The sequence below is a fragment of the uncultured Ruegeria sp. genome (genome assembly GCF_947504215.1).
GTDB lineage: Bacteria > Pseudomonadota > Alphaproteobacteria > Rhodobacterales > Rhodobacteraceae > Ruegeria.
In genome coordinates, this window is record NZ_CANNGO010000012.1 from 54,127 (window position 1) to 69,873 (window position 15,747).

Annotated in this window: 18 protein-coding genes; 8 read left to right on the forward strand and 10 right to left on the reverse strand. The window is 55.1% G+C overall.

The features are described from left to right. The first annotated feature begins 22 nt into the window (after positions 1 to 22). From Q1B21_RS17965 to Q1B21_RS17975, 3 genes are read left to right on the forward strand one after another with little or no spacing between them, the layout of a single operon-like run. A complete protein-coding gene (locus Q1B21_RS17965; RefSeq protein WP_299891671.1) occupies positions 23 to 409 on the forward strand; it encodes a hypothetical protein in 387 nt (128 codons plus the stop codon). 7 nt (positions 410 to 416) lie between these two features. After that, on the forward strand, positions 417 to 854 hold the full coding sequence (locus Q1B21_RS17970; RefSeq protein WP_299891674.1) for a RidA family protein: 438 nt from the start codon (positions 417 to 419) through the stop codon (positions 852 to 854). A 10-nt stretch (positions 855 to 864) separates the two neighbouring features. Beyond that, positions 865 to 1,305: an SRPBCC family protein gene (locus Q1B21_RS17975; RefSeq protein WP_299891677.1), complete on the forward strand. Its 441-nt coding sequence runs from the start codon at positions 865 to 867 to the stop codon at positions 1,303 to 1,305. 88 nt (positions 1,306 to 1,393) lie between these two features. Here Q1B21_RS17975 and Q1B21_RS17980 read toward each other — a convergent pair whose 3' ends face one another. Next, positions 1,394 to 1,843: a GNAT family N-acetyltransferase gene (locus tag Q1B21_RS17980; RefSeq protein ID WP_299891679.1), complete on the reverse strand. Its 450-nt coding sequence runs from the start codon at positions 1,841 to 1,843 to the stop codon at positions 1,394 to 1,396. A gap of 256 nt (positions 1,844 to 2,099) precedes the next feature. Next, positions 2,100 to 2,741 (reverse strand): TetR/AcrR family transcriptional regulator, encoded by a 642-nt coding sequence (locus tag Q1B21_RS17985; protein ID WP_299891682.1) that lies wholly within the window; start codon positions 2,739 to 2,741, stop codon positions 2,100 to 2,102. A 130-nt stretch (positions 2,742 to 2,871) separates the two neighbouring features. On the opposite strand from Q1B21_RS17985, the gene Q1B21_RS17990 reads away from it, so the two are divergent. Then, positions 2,872 to 3,981, forward strand: coding sequence for an HlyD family secretion protein (locus Q1B21_RS17990; RefSeq protein WP_299891684.1), 1,110 nt, complete (start codon positions 2,872 to 2,874; stop codon positions 3,979 to 3,981). A 154-nt stretch (positions 3,982 to 4,135) separates the two neighbouring features. Beyond that, the gene (locus Q1B21_RS17995) at positions 4,136 to 5,653 is read left to right on the forward strand and encodes a DHA2 family efflux MFS transporter permease subunit (protein WP_299891687.1); all 1,518 of its coding nucleotides are present in this window, start codon (positions 4,136 to 4,138) and stop codon (positions 5,651 to 5,653) included. Between the two features lie 518 nt (positions 5,654 to 6,171). Here Q1B21_RS17995 and Q1B21_RS18000 read toward each other — a convergent pair. The 5 genes from Q1B21_RS18000 to Q1B21_RS18020 form a co-directional block, all read right to left on the reverse strand. Beyond that, positions 6,172 to 6,804, reverse strand: coding sequence for a tyrosine-type recombinase/integrase (locus Q1B21_RS18000; RefSeq protein WP_299891689.1), 633 nt, complete (start codon positions 6,802 to 6,804; stop codon positions 6,172 to 6,174). Between the two features lie 224 nt (positions 6,805 to 7,028). Next, positions 7,029 to 7,154 (reverse strand): hypothetical protein, encoded by a 126-nt coding sequence (locus tag Q1B21_RS18005; protein WP_299891692.1) that lies wholly within the window; start codon positions 7,152 to 7,154, stop codon positions 7,029 to 7,031. A 244-nt stretch (positions 7,155 to 7,398) separates the two neighbouring features. Continuing rightward, positions 7,399 to 7,878 carry a RidA family protein gene (locus tag Q1B21_RS18010; protein WP_299891695.1) on the reverse strand — a complete coding sequence of 160 codons (480 nt, stop codon included), beginning with the start codon at positions 7,876 to 7,878 and terminating at the stop codon, positions 7,399 to 7,401. Positions 7,879 to 7,901: 23 nt separating this feature from the next. Beyond that, entirely contained in the window at positions 7,902 to 8,660 is a 759-nt protein-coding gene (locus tag Q1B21_RS18015) for an alpha/beta hydrolase (RefSeq protein WP_299891697.1), read from the reverse strand. Positions 8,661 to 8,756: 96 nt separating this feature from the next. Further along, positions 8,757 to 9,203, reverse strand: a complete 447-nt coding sequence (locus Q1B21_RS18020) for a MarR family transcriptional regulator (RefSeq protein ID WP_299891700.1) — start codon at positions 9,201 to 9,203, stop codon at positions 8,757 to 8,759. A 337-nt stretch (positions 9,204 to 9,540) separates the two neighbouring features. On the opposite strand from Q1B21_RS18020, the gene Q1B21_RS18025 reads away from it, so the two are divergent. The 3 genes from Q1B21_RS18025 (at position 9,541) to Q1B21_RS18035 (ending at position 12,850) form a co-directional block, all read left to right on the forward strand. Further along, complete coding sequence (locus tag Q1B21_RS18025; RefSeq protein ID WP_299891702.1) at positions 9,541 to 10,575, forward strand: amino acid ABC transporter substrate-binding protein; 1,035 nt, start codon at positions 9,541 to 9,543, stop codon at positions 10,573 to 10,575. A gap of 72 nt (positions 10,576 to 10,647) precedes the next feature. After that, a complete protein-coding gene (locus Q1B21_RS18030; RefSeq protein ID WP_299891705.1) occupies positions 10,648 to 11,781 on the forward strand; it encodes an ABC transporter permease subunit in 1,134 nt (377 codons plus the stop codon). A 1-nt stretch (position 11,782) separates the two neighbouring features. After that, positions 11,783 to 12,850, forward strand: a complete 1,068-nt coding sequence (locus tag Q1B21_RS18035; RefSeq protein WP_299891708.1) for an amino acid ABC transporter permease — start codon at positions 11,783 to 11,785, stop codon at positions 12,848 to 12,850. A gap of 98 nt (positions 12,851 to 12,948) precedes the next feature. Here the strand turns inward: Q1B21_RS18035 and Q1B21_RS18040 are convergent, their stop codons facing one another. From Q1B21_RS18040 to metC, 3 genes are read right to left on the reverse strand one after another with little or no spacing between them, the layout of a single operon-like run. Then, entirely contained in the window at positions 12,949 to 13,833 is an 885-nt protein-coding gene (locus Q1B21_RS18040) for an MBL fold metallo-hydrolase (RefSeq protein WP_299891711.1), read from the reverse strand. 14 nt (positions 13,834 to 13,847) lie between these two features. Beyond that, positions 13,848 to 14,483 carry a VOC family protein gene (locus tag Q1B21_RS18045; protein ID WP_299891714.1) on the reverse strand — a complete coding sequence of 212 codons (636 nt, stop codon included), beginning with the start codon at positions 14,481 to 14,483 and terminating at the stop codon, positions 13,848 to 13,850. A 10-nt stretch (positions 14,484 to 14,493) separates the two neighbouring features. Then, positions 14,494 to 15,669: a cystathionine beta-lyase gene (gene metC, locus Q1B21_RS18050; protein WP_366525416.1), complete on the reverse strand. Its 1,176-nt coding sequence runs from the start codon at positions 15,667 to 15,669 to the stop codon at positions 14,494 to 14,496. Positions 15,670 to 15,747 lie beyond the last annotated feature (78 nt).

Here is a 15,747-nt window from a genome sequence, read left to right on the forward strand (position 1 = left end):
TTTCACATAGCGGAGATATCACTTGAACATTTGGGTTTTCATCGTTGCCTGCATTACGCTGGCCGCCTTTTTGGCTCATGTTGTCATCGGTACAAAAGAGACTGCCACACTCGCCCCACCCAGATCGGAGACGCAACGCAACACCAATTGGGTCCAGGCCATGTGCGCCTTTCAGATGCTGTCTGTCGATCTTCTGCTGGTGGCGGCGGCGCTGTTCGGCATCGCAGTCCTGAACCTAGGTCCGTTGGAACGTCCGGCGATCCTGTTTTTCGGACTGCTGTTCTTTTTGTGGGGCGTGGTTTGGATCGTCCAGATGAAGATCCTGCGCAAAACTGCGGTCAGCCTGTGGCGACTGCCACACTGGTTTGTCTGGTTCGTCTGTTCAGCACTTCTTTTGCTTGGCAGCTAGAACCGTGATGCCCTGCGATAACACCAACAAAGACACAATGCATCTGGAAGGGTATACCATGCCGAAATCCATTGTCCCGGAAAGCCTCGAAAGCTACGTGACGGACTGGATGATGTCACCGGGGCTTGAACACGATGGCTTTGTCTTCATGACCGGTCTCACAGGTGCCGATGCGGACGGCTTGCTGGCTGACAACCCGACCGATCAGATTGAGGCGGTCTTTGAGAAGATCGGGATGGTGCTGGCCGAAGCCGGACTGGGCTTCGAACATCTGGTGGAGATGACCAGCTACCACGTTGGTCTGCGTGACCATCTAAATGCGTTCAAAGACATACGGGCGAAATATGTGTCGGAACCGTTCCCTGCATGGACAGCGATTGAAGTCGCGGGTTTTGTCCGGGAAGGCGCTTGCATCGAGATCAGATGTATTGCGCGCAGGAACTGACGAGGCTCGCATGAGGATTGTCACTGTACAGAACGACTATCCCGTAAGCGCGTCAAGATTGTGGGCGATGGCCACCGACTACGCGGCGCTGAGCGAGGTTATGGAAGGATTGGTCTCGTTTGAGGGGTTGCCAGCCGGGCGCACCCAAACTGGGCAGAGGCTTGAAGTGATGGTGTCGCTCTTCGGCAAACTCCCTGCGCAACCCTATCGCATGGAGGTGTTGGAATGCGACAATCAGCGCATGATCCTTCGATCTTCTGAACGGGGTGCCGGTGTAAAGACATGGCTGCACAGTCTTTCGGTCACGGAGATCGAGAGCGGCAGCCGATTGCATGACCGCATCGAGATCGATGCCGGTATGCTGACACCCGTGTTCGCACTCTGGGCCCGATACCTTTACCGTGCACGGCACAAACCGCGGCTCAGATTGTTCGAGAGCGGGCGATACTAAACGGTCTATCTACCCTAGGTATGATGACAGCTTGGTGTGGTTGGGAAATGCTAGGCGGGACGTTGTATGTCGTCGCCCAGCTCTTTCGTCAGCTTTTCAATCGCAACTGGACAGTCTCGAAGGGCAAACCATCATCATCCATTGCCCGTCTTGATAGTTCTTCGAACCCAAGCGTTTGATAGAAGGCAAGTGCCCGGTGGTTGTCCATGTAAACCTCCAACCGCAACTCCTCCTTCAATGCCATTGCATGGGCGACTAGAATTCGGCCGATTCCCCGCCCCTGATAGTGCGGCGCGATAAACAAGCCGCCGATGAAACTGTCCACAAGGCTGATGAAGCCAATCGGCTCCCCCGATTGACAGGCCACCCAGGTCTCCGAGTTGGGGAGATACGTCGTCTCGATAAGTCTTTGCTGCTTACGCAGCCGTTCTTCTCCAATAAAGGTATGCGCCGAAAGAGAGGCATCAAGCCAGATTGTCGAAAGCTTTTCATTGTCCGATGCCATATAGGCACGGATACGTGTATTGATGTTTTTCATGATAGTCCTGCAGAGATGTTGCACAGAGAGACAGTGCCAAGACTGGCACTTATTGACACCGCAGCTGCGGTTCAGGTTTGGCTTCTGCGCATAGATCTCCTTCGACAGGTTCTGTATCGCTAGTTTATCATTCGAGGAACTGCAAGAGCGGATGCAGTCTCCGAGGCTTGGATCCCGTTCCGAGAAAGACGCAATGCTCAAGTAGCCGGTTCCGGGTAGTGCGCCTTTTTGCTTGCCGCTTCTTTAGCGGCTAGGACTAAGCTGGAAAGTCGGAAGCTTCTTCAATGCCCGGCGTTCTGGTAAACAATCTAACCGCGCACGCAACCTTTTCCCTCAACACCGCTTGGGAAGGCTGTTTACCGGCAAGCACTGCCGACAAATGCACATCCCCTCGAACGGCACCCAAAAACTGTTCTGCCGCTGTTTGGGCGTCTGAGATTACAAGGTTGCCTACCGTTTGATTGGCTTCAAAGAAGCGGGCCAATCCTTTACTTGCAACGACAGGACCGCGCTCAAAGAAATCCCGGGATAGCTCCGGAAAATGATGCGCTTCTGCCGTCATGATACGATACAAAGCGATGCCCTCGGGCGACAGAAGAACGCTCAGATACTCGTATCCCATCCGGAACAGAGCCCGTCCAAATGCGCCCTCCGCCGGTTTTGGCTGCAAAGCCGTAAAGACCCGCCCCGAAATCCGTTCGACAATCGTGTGAAACAAGGACTCCTTGTTGGGGAAGTGGCTGTAAAGGGTACGTTTGGAACCGCCCAGGCGGGCATGGATCTGATCCATGCTGGTTCGCCCGAACCCTTCCCGGAGGAAAATTTCCGATGCGATTTCAATTATTTCTTCTCGCTTTTTTCTTTGTCGTGCTGTCAACACCGTTGGTGTTTCGTTCAAAATCAATCTCCAGAACGCGATACGGGAGCTTGCAATGGTACGGTATCGTACCGTATAGTGCAACGGTACGACTTCGTACCCTTTTGCATCCATCCATCGGCAAGTGCCGGTTCTGAGGAGAAAGATTGACATGGTCCATAGGCTTGCAAAGAAGACTGCCGTCATGGGTGTCACAGCCCTATGCCTTGCCTCAGTTATTGGTGGATACAACTACTGGCAAACCCGCAGTAACTATGCCCGGACCGACAACGCATATGTGCGTAGCGATAAAGTGCCGATTGCGCCAAAAGTGTCCGGGTACATCGTTGAGGTTGCCGTCAACGATAACGAAAGAGTTGCAGCGGGAGATGTTCTACTTCGGATTGACCCAGTCGACTATCAAGCAAATGCGAGGCAGGCGAAGGCCGCATTGGCAGCCGCAAAGGCTGCCCGAGCAGGGCTTGACGAAGAACGCCACATGCAGGTCCTGTTTACCGACGAAGCCCGCGCCAGAAAAGATGCCGCGCTGGCTGAAGCCGAGCGAACCAAAAAGGATCTGCGCAGGGCAAAAAGCCTGATAGATGAGGGCTGGGCAACCGAAGCGCGTCTGGAAACCGCTACCGCCACCGCCGTCAGGGCGCGATCATCCGTCGAGCAAGCCCAAGCAGCATTGAAGGCCAGCCAGCAAAAGCTTCGTGTTTTGGATGCCCAAGCCGTAGCACTTGATGCATCTGTCGAACAAGCGTCTGCACTGTTTCAGCTCTCTGAAATCTCTCTTGAAGACACAGTCGTCCGCTCGCCAATAAACGGGCTTGTCGGGAACCTGCATGTCGAACCGGGGCAGTTTGTGCGAGCCGGGTCGCCGCTTCTGGCTGTCGTGTCGGATGAACAAAAATGGGTTGTGGCCAACTTCAAAGAAACTCAACTGGAAAACTTAGCTCCAGGTCAATTGGTTGCAATTCGCGTTGATGCGTTTGGAAGTCAGGAAATTCTGGGACATGTAGACAGTATTGCGCCAGCCAGCGGAGCAGAGTTCAGCCTTTTGCCGTCTGACAACGCTACTGGGAACTTCATACGCGTTGTCCAAAGGATACCTGTAAAAGTTTCAATAGAACCTGAAAGCCCGCTTTTTAGCCGACTTCGCGCCGGAATGTCCGCCAAAGTTCGTGTCGATACCCAATCTGTAGCTGCGGACAAAACAACAAGTGAAGCGTCAACCAAGATCCCCGCAGAGGCTTACTGGAGCCAGAAAGATGGATGAAGCTGGCTCTTGTTATGAAAACCGGCAAGTCGGCCACTATGGTGCCAAGTCTGCGTCTTTAGATACTCGAAAGCATTCATATCCAATCTTGACTTGCTTGCACGCAGACCGGAGTGGTCATCGACCGGACGCATATGCTCTCGCGTTGGTGGTGGTGGGACTGACGCTTGCGGTTACTGTGGATGCGCTGAACAGTACAGTTTATGGGATGGCCCGCCCTCAGTTCATGGAAGGCTTGTCAGCCACTCAGGATACCGCGAACTGGTTGAATACGGCCTTCGTGGCCGCAAAGCTTACCCTTCTTCCCGCCTGCGCATGGGCCGTCAACCGGGCCGGGGCTGGACGTATCCTTTGGTTTGCGTTGGTTGGAAGTATCGTAGCGTCCCTGCTATGCACGGTTTCTCCCGGCATCTTGAGCCTTGTGGCCTCTCGAGTTTTGCAGGGCGCAACGGGCGCCGCCCTTCTCGTTTCCTGCCAGACAATCCTATTCCAGCTGTTTCCCAAAACGCGGCAGGGTCTGGTCCAGGCTGTGTTTGCCTTTGGAGTTGTGGTTGCGCCAGCGTCTGCCGCGCCCGCCTTGCATGGCGAACTCATCGTTGGGGGTTCATGGAGGTGGATGTTTGCCCTCAGTGCCTGCGTGGCGTTGGCCGCATTACTCATTCTGTTTGCCGTGCGACGCTACCTGCCTGCGCAGAAGTACGATGAGTTGGAGTTTGATTGGGTTTGCCTGGGGCTGTTTGCCGTTGCAATGACTGCAATGGCTTATGCGTTGTCGGAGGGTGCACGCTGGAACTGGCTCGACACTACCCACATTCGCTGGTGGGTTGCTGCAGCGCTCGTTGGGTTGATCGCCTTCGTGGTCCGAATGAATATGCGACCGGGCCGCGCCATGTTCAAATACGATGTGTTTCGCAAACCGGAATTCGCCTTTGGCTTTGCGGTCAGTTTCGTAGCTGGCTTTGCTTTGTTCGGCAGCGCTTTCCTTATTCAGGTTTTTGCGCTGAATGTGTTACACCTACCGTCGGATACGACCGCGCGGCTTCTTCTTCCTTCCAGTTTGACCATCGGGTTGGCTCTGCTGATAGCCGGTCGGTTCACGACATCACGCGGCGCCAATCCCGTGATATTCATCCCGATCGGTGTTCTTCTTGTGATGGCGTCCATGTGGATGCTTTCCGGATCAGGCCCACAAAGCGGATCACATGACATGTGGCTCGCACTGTTGTTGCGAGGGCTGGGACTGGGATTTTTGTTTTTGAGTCTAACGCTGATCGCCCTGAGCGGATTGTCGCAGCCATTGGTTTCCGCCGGGACAGCTTTGTTTAACCTTGGGCGTCAATTGGGAGGGTTGATCGGCGTTGCATGTCTAGACACGTACATACAGAGGATCAACGCACTGAATCTCCAGATTTTAGGCAGTAATCTCCATCCGTCCAATCCGGCACTTCAGCAAAGAACCGAGCTCGTGTCACAGAGTTTTGTCGGCCGTGGGCTTGATCCTGGCATTGTTGATGGCGCTGCGTTGGTAGCCATTCAGCAATCGATCAGGTCGCAAGTTGCGCTGCTAACTTTCAACGAAGCGTTTCTTTCGATTGTTTGGCTTTTTGTTGCAGCTTTGCCGCTCGCAATCCTGTTTAAGGTCGCGCTAAAGAAAACCACTTATTTTCAATAGCTTTTCTGCCAAATCGCTGCGGCCGAAGTGCTTCGATTCATAACGTCAGTCGCCGCTCTTCAGGTCAGCCCCGTTGGCAATTACAGGCAGGCAATAAGTCTACTCATCTCTGGTGGCGTATTGCGCTGCCGATGCAAATGCGAATGAAAGCGCACCCCACCGTCCAGAACGAACGGCGGGTTTGTTCGCGACTGGAATCTTGAGCGCTTTGTTTCCGCTGTAAAAGCGCAGCTCTTGTCCGCAGTGAGTTATTGCCTTGGCAGCTTACAAAGCACCGTACGACCCAAGCGGTAGCCAAGATTTGTTGATCGAGCAGCTCGCGGTCGCCTCAAGGCGATCCTGATTGCGGACATCCCCGCAGCCGTAGCGAATATGCGCTTAGTCCCTCGGTCCGGCCATTGAAGAGCTCTTGATAGAGCGCGCGAGCCTCAATGTCCGCTCTGCGGGCTGCGGCCGCAGCATTCCGAGACCATGCCAAATGTCGGCAATGGGCCGCCCGCGAGAGCGACCCGTAAGCGTTAAAACTCAATGGCTTCGGCGATGGCCAAGGCATCCTCGAGTTCGACGCCGAGATACCGGACCGTACTGTCCATCTTGGTATGGCCGAGAAGAAGCTGAACAGCTCGAAGGTTGCCAGTTTTCTTGTAGATTTGGGTAACTTTCGTGCGCCTCATTGAATGGGTTCCGTAGGCGCTTGCTTCGAGGCCGATCGATGTGACCCAGTCTCGAACAATCCGCGCGTATTGACGGGTCGAAATGTGCAATCGTTCGTGGAAACGACCGGGCCAAAGGTGCTCCGAACCGACCATCAGCTCATCTTCCATCCACTTTTCAACAGTGGCACGCGTGCCCTCTGATATCTCAAAGCGCACGGGTTTCTGCGTCTTGCTTTGAAGGACCGAAGCCCGTTCCTTGATCTGGCCCGATGACATGACATCTGCCACCGTCATCTTCACCAGATCGCAGCCGCGGAGCTTACTGTCGATTGCCATGTTGAAGAGCGCAAGATCGCGATGGTTTTCGGCAAGCTCGAGGCGGACTCGGATTGCCCAGACATGTTTTGGTTTCAGCGGTCGCTTCTGGCCGACGATGCGTCCTTTGTTCCAGGCTGGGCGAAGAGCACGAATGGCAGGCAAGTTTGGGGTTTCCATGGTTGATCCTCCGATCCGCCATGCCCGCTCACAACGACAACCCGACGTTGACCGGAAAATTTTATCACAGCATGCTGGGCTGCTTCCGAGGTCTGCAGTGAGCCCAAATCTCCAAATTTCTGCGACGCAACAGATGTCCGCTTTTCGGCTTCACTGCCTCAACGAAATCTCAGTTTTGGTTGTTAATTGGTGTTTCGTTTTGAGGAAATCAGTGCTGCGGCCACCTATGACAGCAGCATGATCACACCGGCGACCACCATTCCCATCATCAGGCCGAAATAGCTACCTGTGATCATCCAGGACATCGCGGCCAATGTCGGACCAATTCGATGAAGCCGCGAGGAATACATGTTGCGCCGGCAATGGTTCCGGTTTCTTGAATCGCGGCTGTGTCGCGCACGCCGATGAACACGCCGTCGCCTTTTGCGTGAATAGCTACAGCCTCAGCTGCAGGCTTTTTTGACAACAGCAGTTGCATTGTCGAGGTAAGATTGAGCGGTTCTCATTTTGTCTCCTTTAGATAAGAAGACAGAGCTGGAAACAGGTCCGGCTCTGTCAGGTCAGGGTGTGGTCTTCACCCATTTTGTTCTGAGCCTACTTATAGGCAATTAGCGCCACTTCGACCAAAACCGGTGCGCCTGGTTTTCCGCCAGGCAACGCTCCAACTTCAACAGCCGCGCGGGCAGGCGGAATGTCACCTTCCTTCCAATAGGTGCCATAAACCTCGTTAAACGCACCGTAGTTGCCCATATCGGTCATGAAAACGGTGGCGCGCACCGCATCGTTAAAGTCGTATCCGGCCTCACTCAGCACGGCGCGGATGTTCTCCATCACGATTTTAGTCTGATCCTGGATGTCGTTTTCGCCGTCGCGCGCATGTTCAGGGATTTCACCTTTCACGTAGGCAATTTGGCCCGAGACATAGAGGAAACCATTGGCGGTTTTCACTCCAGGTGAGTAGGGGGCGATGGGAACGTTCCCAGCCGGATAGATCCCTGTCCGAGCGTCTTCTGCAAAGGCCATGCCAGAGCAGGCCAACGTGGCTACCAAACTTAGTTTGAGCAGTTCCTTCATTGTCATTCTCCCTTGATTTCCGCTTACTTGGCAGCTTCGATAATCATGTTTGCGACGACATTGGGATAAGTCAGCATCGGGACGTGACTGGTGTCGACTTCAACCGCCTTTGCGTTCAGTTTGTCGACCTGTGCACGTTGTATATCTGTGTGCGTCATTCGATCCTGCGTTGAAACCACGGTGAAATTGGGCTTGGTTTTCCAGGCCGCATGTTTCACCGGTGTACCCAACGATGCACTGTTGATCGGACCTTGTGAGGCAGCAATCGCAGCGATCTCTTCTTTGGGCAGGTCGAAAGCGAAGTGTTCGGCCACGCCTTTGTCGGTCAGGCGATAGTAACCTGCAGGGTCCTTATCCAGGTGATCGAGCCCTTCAGCATGGGGGAAATCTGCGGTGTAGCTACCAAGCGATTGCCCTTCGTCCGGTGCAAATGCCGCCACATAGACTAGAGATTGCACCTTGTCCTTCAGCCCAGCTTCTGTGATGACCATGCCGCCCCAGGAATGCCCAACCAGTACAACGGGTCCTTCCAGTCTTTCGATTGCTCGGTTTGTGGCCTCGATGTCCGCTTCCAGCGAACTGAGTGGAATTTGGACGGCAATAACGTTGAGCCCCGCGTCCTCTAGCAATGGTGTCACCCGGTTCCAAGCTGAGCCGTCCGCGAACGCACCGTGGACGAGCACCACGGATTTTGCGGTCAATGTCTGTGCATAGGTGGCAGAGCCAATAGCGATTGCGAATGCTGCGGCGGATACTGCTTTTAGTAGTGTTCGACGTTTCAAAGTAGGCGCTCCTTGTTAAAACTAGTGCACTAGGTAATAGATATTAGCTAGTGCACTAGTCAAGTAACAAGATCATGAGCTTGGCTTATGTTTGCGTTATCCCATGGTTCTACGAAGGTCGCGAAGGTGTTTCATCAACGTATCGACCTGGCTATCCGTCACGCCTAACGCACATCCAAGACGCTCTGGAACATCCCGGGCACGTGCGCGCATTGTGTGGCCTTTTTTCGTAAGAAACACCTCAAATCTACGCTCATCTTCTTTGCTGCGTTTCTTCTGGACGAGGTCGAGCGATTCCATGCGCTTCAGCAAGGGCGTAGTAGTTGCCCCCTCAAGTTCAAGGCAATCTGCGATTTCTTGGACGCTCCTGCCGTCCTTTTCCCAGAGAACAAGCATAGTCAAATATTGCGGGTAGGTAAGACCTAGTTCGTCCAGGATGCCAGAGTATTTTTTCGTAATAGCACGCGACGTCGAATACAGTGCAAAGCAAAGCTGCTCGTCAATCAAAGGTGCGGATTGTTCGTTGGTCTCGGCTTTTGACATCTATGTATTCCTCGTGAATTTCCAGTGTAATCCTAGGGCGCTAGGCAATCAAGTCGTGCAAATTCGTGTTTGATCCTCAACGAGCGAATTTTCCGCGTGGTTCCAAGCTCTGCTATACACTTCATCTTTCGAGTGCCGCGCCCTGATCTTCCATGAAACCGGAGAAAACATAATCACGGGCACTCGCTACGCGCCTAAAATCTGAGCGAAGATTCCGTGGTTTTTGAGTTCAACTGCGTGCCCCACTCTCGAAACTGTTGACTCGTTGCGGCAAGTTGTCCATTCTCTATATCGACACATCTGTGCCGAAATATAGAACAACAGCGGAGTTAGAAAAATGCAAGTCAAAGGTTTAGCGGCCGGATTGGCCGTTGCCGCGGGGCTCACATTCCCAAGTCTGGCGATGGCAGAAAGCCCTACTATCAAAGCAATTCAGGACCGCGGCACCTTGCTGTGCTCGGGGCACAACGGTTCCTATTTCGGTTTTGTCGAAGTGAATGATAAAAACGAGTGGAAAGGCCTGGATATCGATCTTTGCCGCGCGATGACGACAGCGCTGCTGGGCGATCCGGATAAGTCAAAGATCGTCCCATTGAGCTGGGCGCAGCGTTTCCCTGCGCTGCAATCGGGTGATGTGGATGTCATCATCAAAGCCACTGGCTGGACCATGGGCCGTGACACTGAGCTGGGTCTGCAGTTCTCAATCCCCTATTTCTTTGGTGGTGCTCAGTTCATGGCGCATGGTGATCTGGGGATCACCGAAGCAAAAGATCTGGCAGGCGGTACAATCTGTGTCGAAGCCGGCACTACGATCGAGCGTATTGCGGCAAATTATCTGCAAAGCCTTGGCGTTGAGCACACCATGGTCAGCTATGAAAAAGCATCGGAACTACGTGCGGCTTATCTAGCCAACCGCTGTGACAGCTTTGTCGCCTGGGGTCCATTCCTGGCGGTTCTGCGTGCCACCGAGATGGAAAACCCCGACGCACATGTGATCCTGAACGACCAACTGTCGAACGAGCCGATCTCGGCCGCGATGCGTCAGGGGGACGAAGACTTTGTCGACTTCACCAACTGGATGTTGGCCGCTCTGCTGATTGCCGAAGAGGAAGGCATCACCTCGGAGAATGTCGAAGAAATGGCAGCCAACCCGCCGAACCCGAAAATCGCGCGCCTACTGGGTGCAGAGCCGGGCATGGGTGAGCGTCTGGGCATCCGTGACACATGGGCCAAAGAGATGATCGCAGCCGTCGGCAACTATGGCGAGATTTACCACCGCAACCTTGGTGACAACAGCCCGTACAAACTGGAACGCGGTCTGAACAACCTCTGGAGCCACGGCGGCGTTCTGTACGCCCCGCAGCTTGACTAAGCGCTGACTTAGCCCGGGGCCGCGCGACGTTGCGGCCCCGCATTCTCCCCTAAAATCAGAAGATTAAGAGCCATGGACGCATCCGAACTGAAGGCGCGCGCCAACAGGCGCAAATTGATCATCCAAACCGCGCTGATCGTGTTTTCTGCGCTGATCGTCATCAGCGCCATCCAAAGTGCCAAGGTCAATCTGAATGCGCTGGGTCTGGCCAGCGGCTTTGGCTTCCTTGAGCGGTCAACCGGCTGGTCCTACTCTTTCTCGCTGATCGACCGGGATATCAACGACAGCTACGCCCGAACTCTGACCATCGGGTTTCTTAACACTGTTTTCCTGGGCTCTCTGACGATTGTGCTGTCCACGGTCTTTGGGTTTCTCATCGGGACATTCCGAGACGCGCGGAACCCGGCGCTGAAAACTGCTGCGACGGTCTATATCCAGACCTTCCGGAACATTCCGCTGATCCTGCAGGGCATCTTTTGGTATGCCGTTATGATTCACCTACCGGGGCCTCGGCAGGCGATGAACCTTGGGGAGGCGATTTTCCTGTCCAATCGCGGGCTGATGATTCCGCTGCTGAACGTGTCTTTGACAGTCGCTCTTGTCATGGCGTTGGTTCTGATTGCTGCAGCATTCTTTTTGTCGCGGATGAAGATCAGCTTTGCCAAGATCGTTCTGGCGCTGATCGGCTTGAGCTTTTTCATGATTCTGGTCGCAACCGGCCTGACAGTTCCGGCGGGTGAGGGCGCGATTTCATGGCCCGCGCTCAAGGGCCTGCGGTTTGAGGGTGGCCTGACGATCTCACCAGAACTGCTGGTCATGATCATCGCCATCACGCTGTATGGCTCAGCCTATATCGCCGAGGTCGTACGCGGTGGCCTTGCCGAAGTGCCCAAAGGCCTAATTGAGGCAGGTGAGGCGTTGGGGCTGACCCAACGTGCGATCTGGGCACGGATCAAGATGCCCATGGCGCTGCGGACGATTATTCCGCCGCTTGGCAACCAGTGGATTTTCATCATGAAAGCCACAACCATCGGTGTCGCCATCGGGTTCTCTGACCTGTTCTACATCGTCTCGACCTCGATCACGCAGTCCGGGCAGACGCTGGAACTGATCGCCATCCTCATGGGCGCGTTCCTACTGGTCAATTTCTCGATTGCTCAGTTCATCAATTGGCTGAACGAAAGCCTAAAACTGAAGGCGCATTGATATGGCTGACGCGGTACTTAACAAGAAATTCGACTGGGAGAAATTCCGCCGCCGCTCGTTCACCACGCCGACGGATTCGATCATCACGGTTGTAGTCTTCGCAGGCCTCACATGGCTGGTATGGCAGGCGCTCAGTTGGGGTGTGTTTCACGCGGTGTGGAGCGCGGACAATGTTGAGGAATGTGGCCATGGCGGGGCGTGTTGGTCGGTTATTGATGCCCGGCACCGGCTGATCCTGTTTGGTCTTTACCCGTACGACGAACACTGGCGGTCGGCCTTGGCCTGTTTGTCGATTATTGGCACGGTCATCATTTCGTGTTTTCCTTGGACCTGGACGGCCAAGCGCCTGTCGACACTCTGGATCGTGGGCTTTGCCACCTACTTCCTTTTGATGGAAGGCAGCCTGTTGGGTCTGCCGCAGGTCACTACGGACCAATGGGGCGGTTTGGCTCTGACATTGTTCCTGTTCTCCAGCGTTGTTCTGATCGGGATGCCGATGGGGCTGGGTCTGGCGTTGATGCGCCGGTCCGAGATGCCTGTCGTGCGCGGGTTTGCCTCGCTGGTGATCGACACGATCCGCTCACTACCGTTGCTGACAACCCTTTTCACAGCCGCAGTGGTGATCCCGATCCTGCTGCCAAGTTGGCTGGAAGGGGACAAGATCTGGCGCGTGATCATTGCTTTTGGCTTGTTCTTCGCTTGCTATCAGGCCGAAGTGCTGCGTGGTGGTTTTCAGGCCATCACCAAGGGGCAGTTCGAAGCGGGCAAGGCGCTGGGTCTGACCTATTGGCAGATTCTGGGGCGCATTGTGCTGCCGCAGGTGTTCCGTCACGCGCTGCCTGCCACAGTCAACAACGTAGTTGTGACCTTCAAGGAAACCGCGATCGTGATCATCATCGGGTTCTTTGATGTGCTCGCCTCCGCCAATGCGGCCTTCGGTACCGGTGAATGGGCGCCATATTACATCGAGGTGCTGGCCTTTGTCGCCGCGATCTACTGGGTCTTCCTGTTTGGCCTTGGCCAGTACGGCGAATACCTCAAGCGGCGCATGAAAGTTGCAGAGCGGTAATCTCCCCAACCTCCCCTTTGAAATCCGTTCCTGCAAAAGCGACCGCCCATCTGAAACCAGATGGGCGGTTTGTTTTTATGTGAGTGATGGTTTGGGACTTACAGCTTGTTGATGGGGGTCTTGAGCATCATGTCTCCCTCATCATCCTCGGGCACCTCACCGGCGCGCATGTTTACCTGAAGCGATGGCAGGATGAGCTTTGGAACGGCCAGCTGCGCGTCGCGCTCCGTGCGGAACTTGATGAACTCTTCCCGCGATTTGCCGCCGCCAACATGGATGTTTTTTGCCTTCTGCTCACCAATGGTGGTTTCCCACGCAATCGCGCGTCCTCCGGGGCCGTAGTCATGGCAGATGAAAAGCCGCATCTCATCAGGCAGCGAAAGAACCCGCTGGATCGAGTCATAAAGCTGCCCCGCATCGCCGCCCGGGAAGTCGGCGCGGGCTGATCCTCCGTCCGGCATGAACAATGTGTCGCCGACAAAAACGGCGTCACCGATCACATGGACCATGCAGGCGGGTGTGTGACCCGGTGTGTGAAGCGCAAAGCAGGATATGTCGCCCAGCTGATACGCCTCGCCATCCGCAAAAAGTGCGTCAAACTGCGAGCCGTCGCGCTGAAACTCTGTCCCTTCGTTGAAGATCTTGCCAAACGTGTCTTGAACGGTTTGCACATGCTCGCCTATGCCGATCTTGCCGCCCAACTCCTGCTGCAGGTAAGGCGCGGCTGACAGGTGGTCGGCATGGACATGTGTTTCGATGATCCATTCAAGGGTCAGATCGTTCTCGCGAATATAGGCGATGACCTGATCGGCGCTTTCAAAGGTCAGGCGGCCCGCTGCAAGATCGAACTCCATCACCGGATCGACAATGGCACAGGCCGTCGAACCAGGGTCGCGCACGACATAGGTGATCGTGTTGGACCCCGGATCAAAGAAACCGGTAACCTCCGGTTTTTGTGACAGATTGACCGATGGGATCGTCATAGATCACCTCTTGTTTAGTCGAGCGTTACCGTTCCGTTTGGGCTTTCCAGAACAAAAGAAAGCGCGATGGGGCCGTCGGAAATCTCTGCCAGATGCGCGATTTGAAGTTTCGCGAACATGTCCGTCATGCGCGCGGTGTCTGGTGTCTGTACCTGCACTTTTAAAAGCGTCACGTCCAGATCCTGCTGACCGGTTGACGGGTGCGGACCGGGGGACAATTCGATGAAGGCCGGAAGCAGGCCGTTTTCCGGTAGATGTCCGTCTTTTGGAACGGTCAAACGCCAGCTGCGGTCGCCACGCTGGAAATTGACAACTTCGCCCAGATCAACCGGGCTGGTGGCGATGACGGCATCCAGATCATCGGTGTTCACCACCCAGCACAGCGCCCGTGGGCGCGCATTCAGCCGGTCTTGCGTCGCGGGATCGTCCAGAGTGAACCAGCGGACCCGGCCCGGATCGGGGGCATCGGGGTCGACTGCGATCAGTTCAAAGAAGCTCTCGTTCCCCGCCTGCATGACGCAGTTATGCGTGCTCATTGCATCGTGTTTTGAGCCTTGAGGCACCTCGACACCCAGCGCGTCTTTCATGGCCGCAACGCCTTGGGTCAGAGTGCCTGCGCCGATGGCAAAATGGTCGATCTTGTTGAGCATTCTCAAATCCTTACTGATCAAGCAGGGGGAGGGCGTTAGCGACATCTGCTTTCAGACTGTCAAGGTCCTCCAACCCGATATTGAAACGGACAAGCTGGCCGGTTTCCGACCACTCGGTCGCCGTGCGCACAGGCGTGACCGGCAGGGCGAGGCTTTCATAACCGCCCCAGCTGACCCCTATTCCGAAATGGTGCAGCGCGTCGACAAAGCGAAGCACGGCGCTTTCGCTCGTGGTGTGGAAGACGACGCCAAAAAGTCCGGCAGCGCCGGTAAAATCCTGCGCCCAGTTTTCGTGTCCGGGGCAGGAGGGCAGCGCCGGGTGCAGAACAGTCTTCACCTTCGGCTGGTCCGCAAACCATTTTGCCATCTCGCGACCGGCTTTGTCGAAATACTCCATCCGCAGCTTCAGCGTTCTGAGCCCGCGCAGGGCGAGCAGGATTTCCTGCCCCCCGGTTTTGTCGCCGACCTGCATCACCGCCTTGCGAATGATCTTTGCATAAGCGGCGTTGCTGGCGGTTATCCCCAGCATGCAGTCAGAGTGGCCCGAGATATACTTGCTGCCAGAATAGACAACGATATCGACACCCCAAGACAGCGGTTGGCTGAAGACGGGCGTTCCCCATGTGTTGTCGAGGATCGTGGGCACATTTGCAGATTGCGCCGCTGCTGCGATGGCCCGGATATCAGGCATCTCAAACGTGCCGGAGCCGGGGCTTTCAAACATGATTGCAGCGGTTTCTGCGCGGATCAGATCGCTGATTGCGCCGCCGATCATCGGGTCGAAATATTCGATCTCGACCCCTTGCTGGGTCAGCAGCCCATCGCAAAACCCACGCGTGTTGCCATAAACGTTGTCGGCCACCAATACGTGGCAGCCAGGGCGGGTCAGCGCCATCAGGGTTGTCGTGATGGCGGCCACCCCCGAAGATGTCAGCGTAATTGCCTCGGCGCCCTCAAGCTTTGCCAGCATCTGCTCAAGCTTATGGGTCGCTGCATTGCCATAGCGCCCATAATAGAGTGTGCCGCTTTCATAGCGCGCGTTGCGCGCGGCTGCGAATTCCGCAAAGCTGTCAAACACCATTGTCGAGCCGAGCTCGATCGGCATATTTACATGCCGACCCTCAACACGATCAGGACGCCCATCCTGCACAAGGCAGTCTGCTAGATTAAATGGGATGTCTTGCACTTTTGTGCCCTCTAATGCTGTTCAGCATGATGACAGGTCGCCAATTTTGTGTCAATATACGGAAAGACAGTTATTTAT

Coding starts and splice junctions, on each gene's coding strand:
- Q1B21_RS18000 (WP_299891689.1), bottom strand. CDS start 6,804: ATGGAAACCCCAAACTTGCCTGCCATTCGTGCTCTTCGCCCAGCCTGG.
- Q1B21_RS18035 (WP_299891708.1), top strand. CDS start 11,783: ATGGCTGACGCGGTACTTAACAAGAAATTCGACTGGGAGAAATTCCGC.
- Q1B21_RS17980 (WP_299891679.1), bottom strand. CDS start 1,843: ATGAAAAACATCAATACACGTATCCGTGCCTATATGGCATCGGACAAT.
- Q1B21_RS17975 (WP_299891677.1), top strand. CDS start 865: ATGAGGATTGTCACTGTACAGAACGACTATCCCGTAAGCGCGTCAAGA.
- Q1B21_RS18025 (WP_299891702.1), top strand. CDS start 9,541: ATGCAAGTCAAAGGTTTAGCGGCCGGATTGGCCGTTGCCGCGGGGCTC.
- Q1B21_RS17970 (WP_299891674.1), top strand. CDS start 417: ATGCCCTGCGATAACACCAACAAAGACACAATGCATCTGGAAGGGTAT.
- Q1B21_RS18010 (WP_299891695.1), bottom strand. CDS start 7,878: ATGAAGGAACTGCTCAAACTAAGTTTGGTAGCCACGTTGGCCTGCTCT.
- Q1B21_RS18020 (WP_299891700.1), bottom strand. CDS start 9,203: ATGTCAAAAGCCGAGACCAACGAACAATCCGCACCTTTGATTGACGAG.
- Q1B21_RS18005 (WP_299891692.1), bottom strand. CDS start 7,154: ATGTATTCCTCGCGGCTTCATCGAATTGGTCCGACATTGGCCGCGATG.
- Q1B21_RS18045 (WP_299891714.1), bottom strand. CDS start 14,483: ATGCTCAACAAGATCGACCATTTTGCCATCGGCGCAGGCACTCTGACC.
- Q1B21_RS18030 (WP_299891705.1), top strand. CDS start 10,648: ATGGACGCATCCGAACTGAAGGCGCGCGCCAACAGGCGCAAATTGATC.
- Q1B21_RS17990 (WP_299891684.1), top strand. CDS start 2,872: ATGGTCCATAGGCTTGCAAAGAAGACTGCCGTCATGGGTGTCACAGCC.
- Q1B21_RS18040 (WP_299891711.1), bottom strand. CDS start 13,833: ATGACGATCCCATCGGTCAATCTGTCACAAAAACCGGAGGTTACCGGT.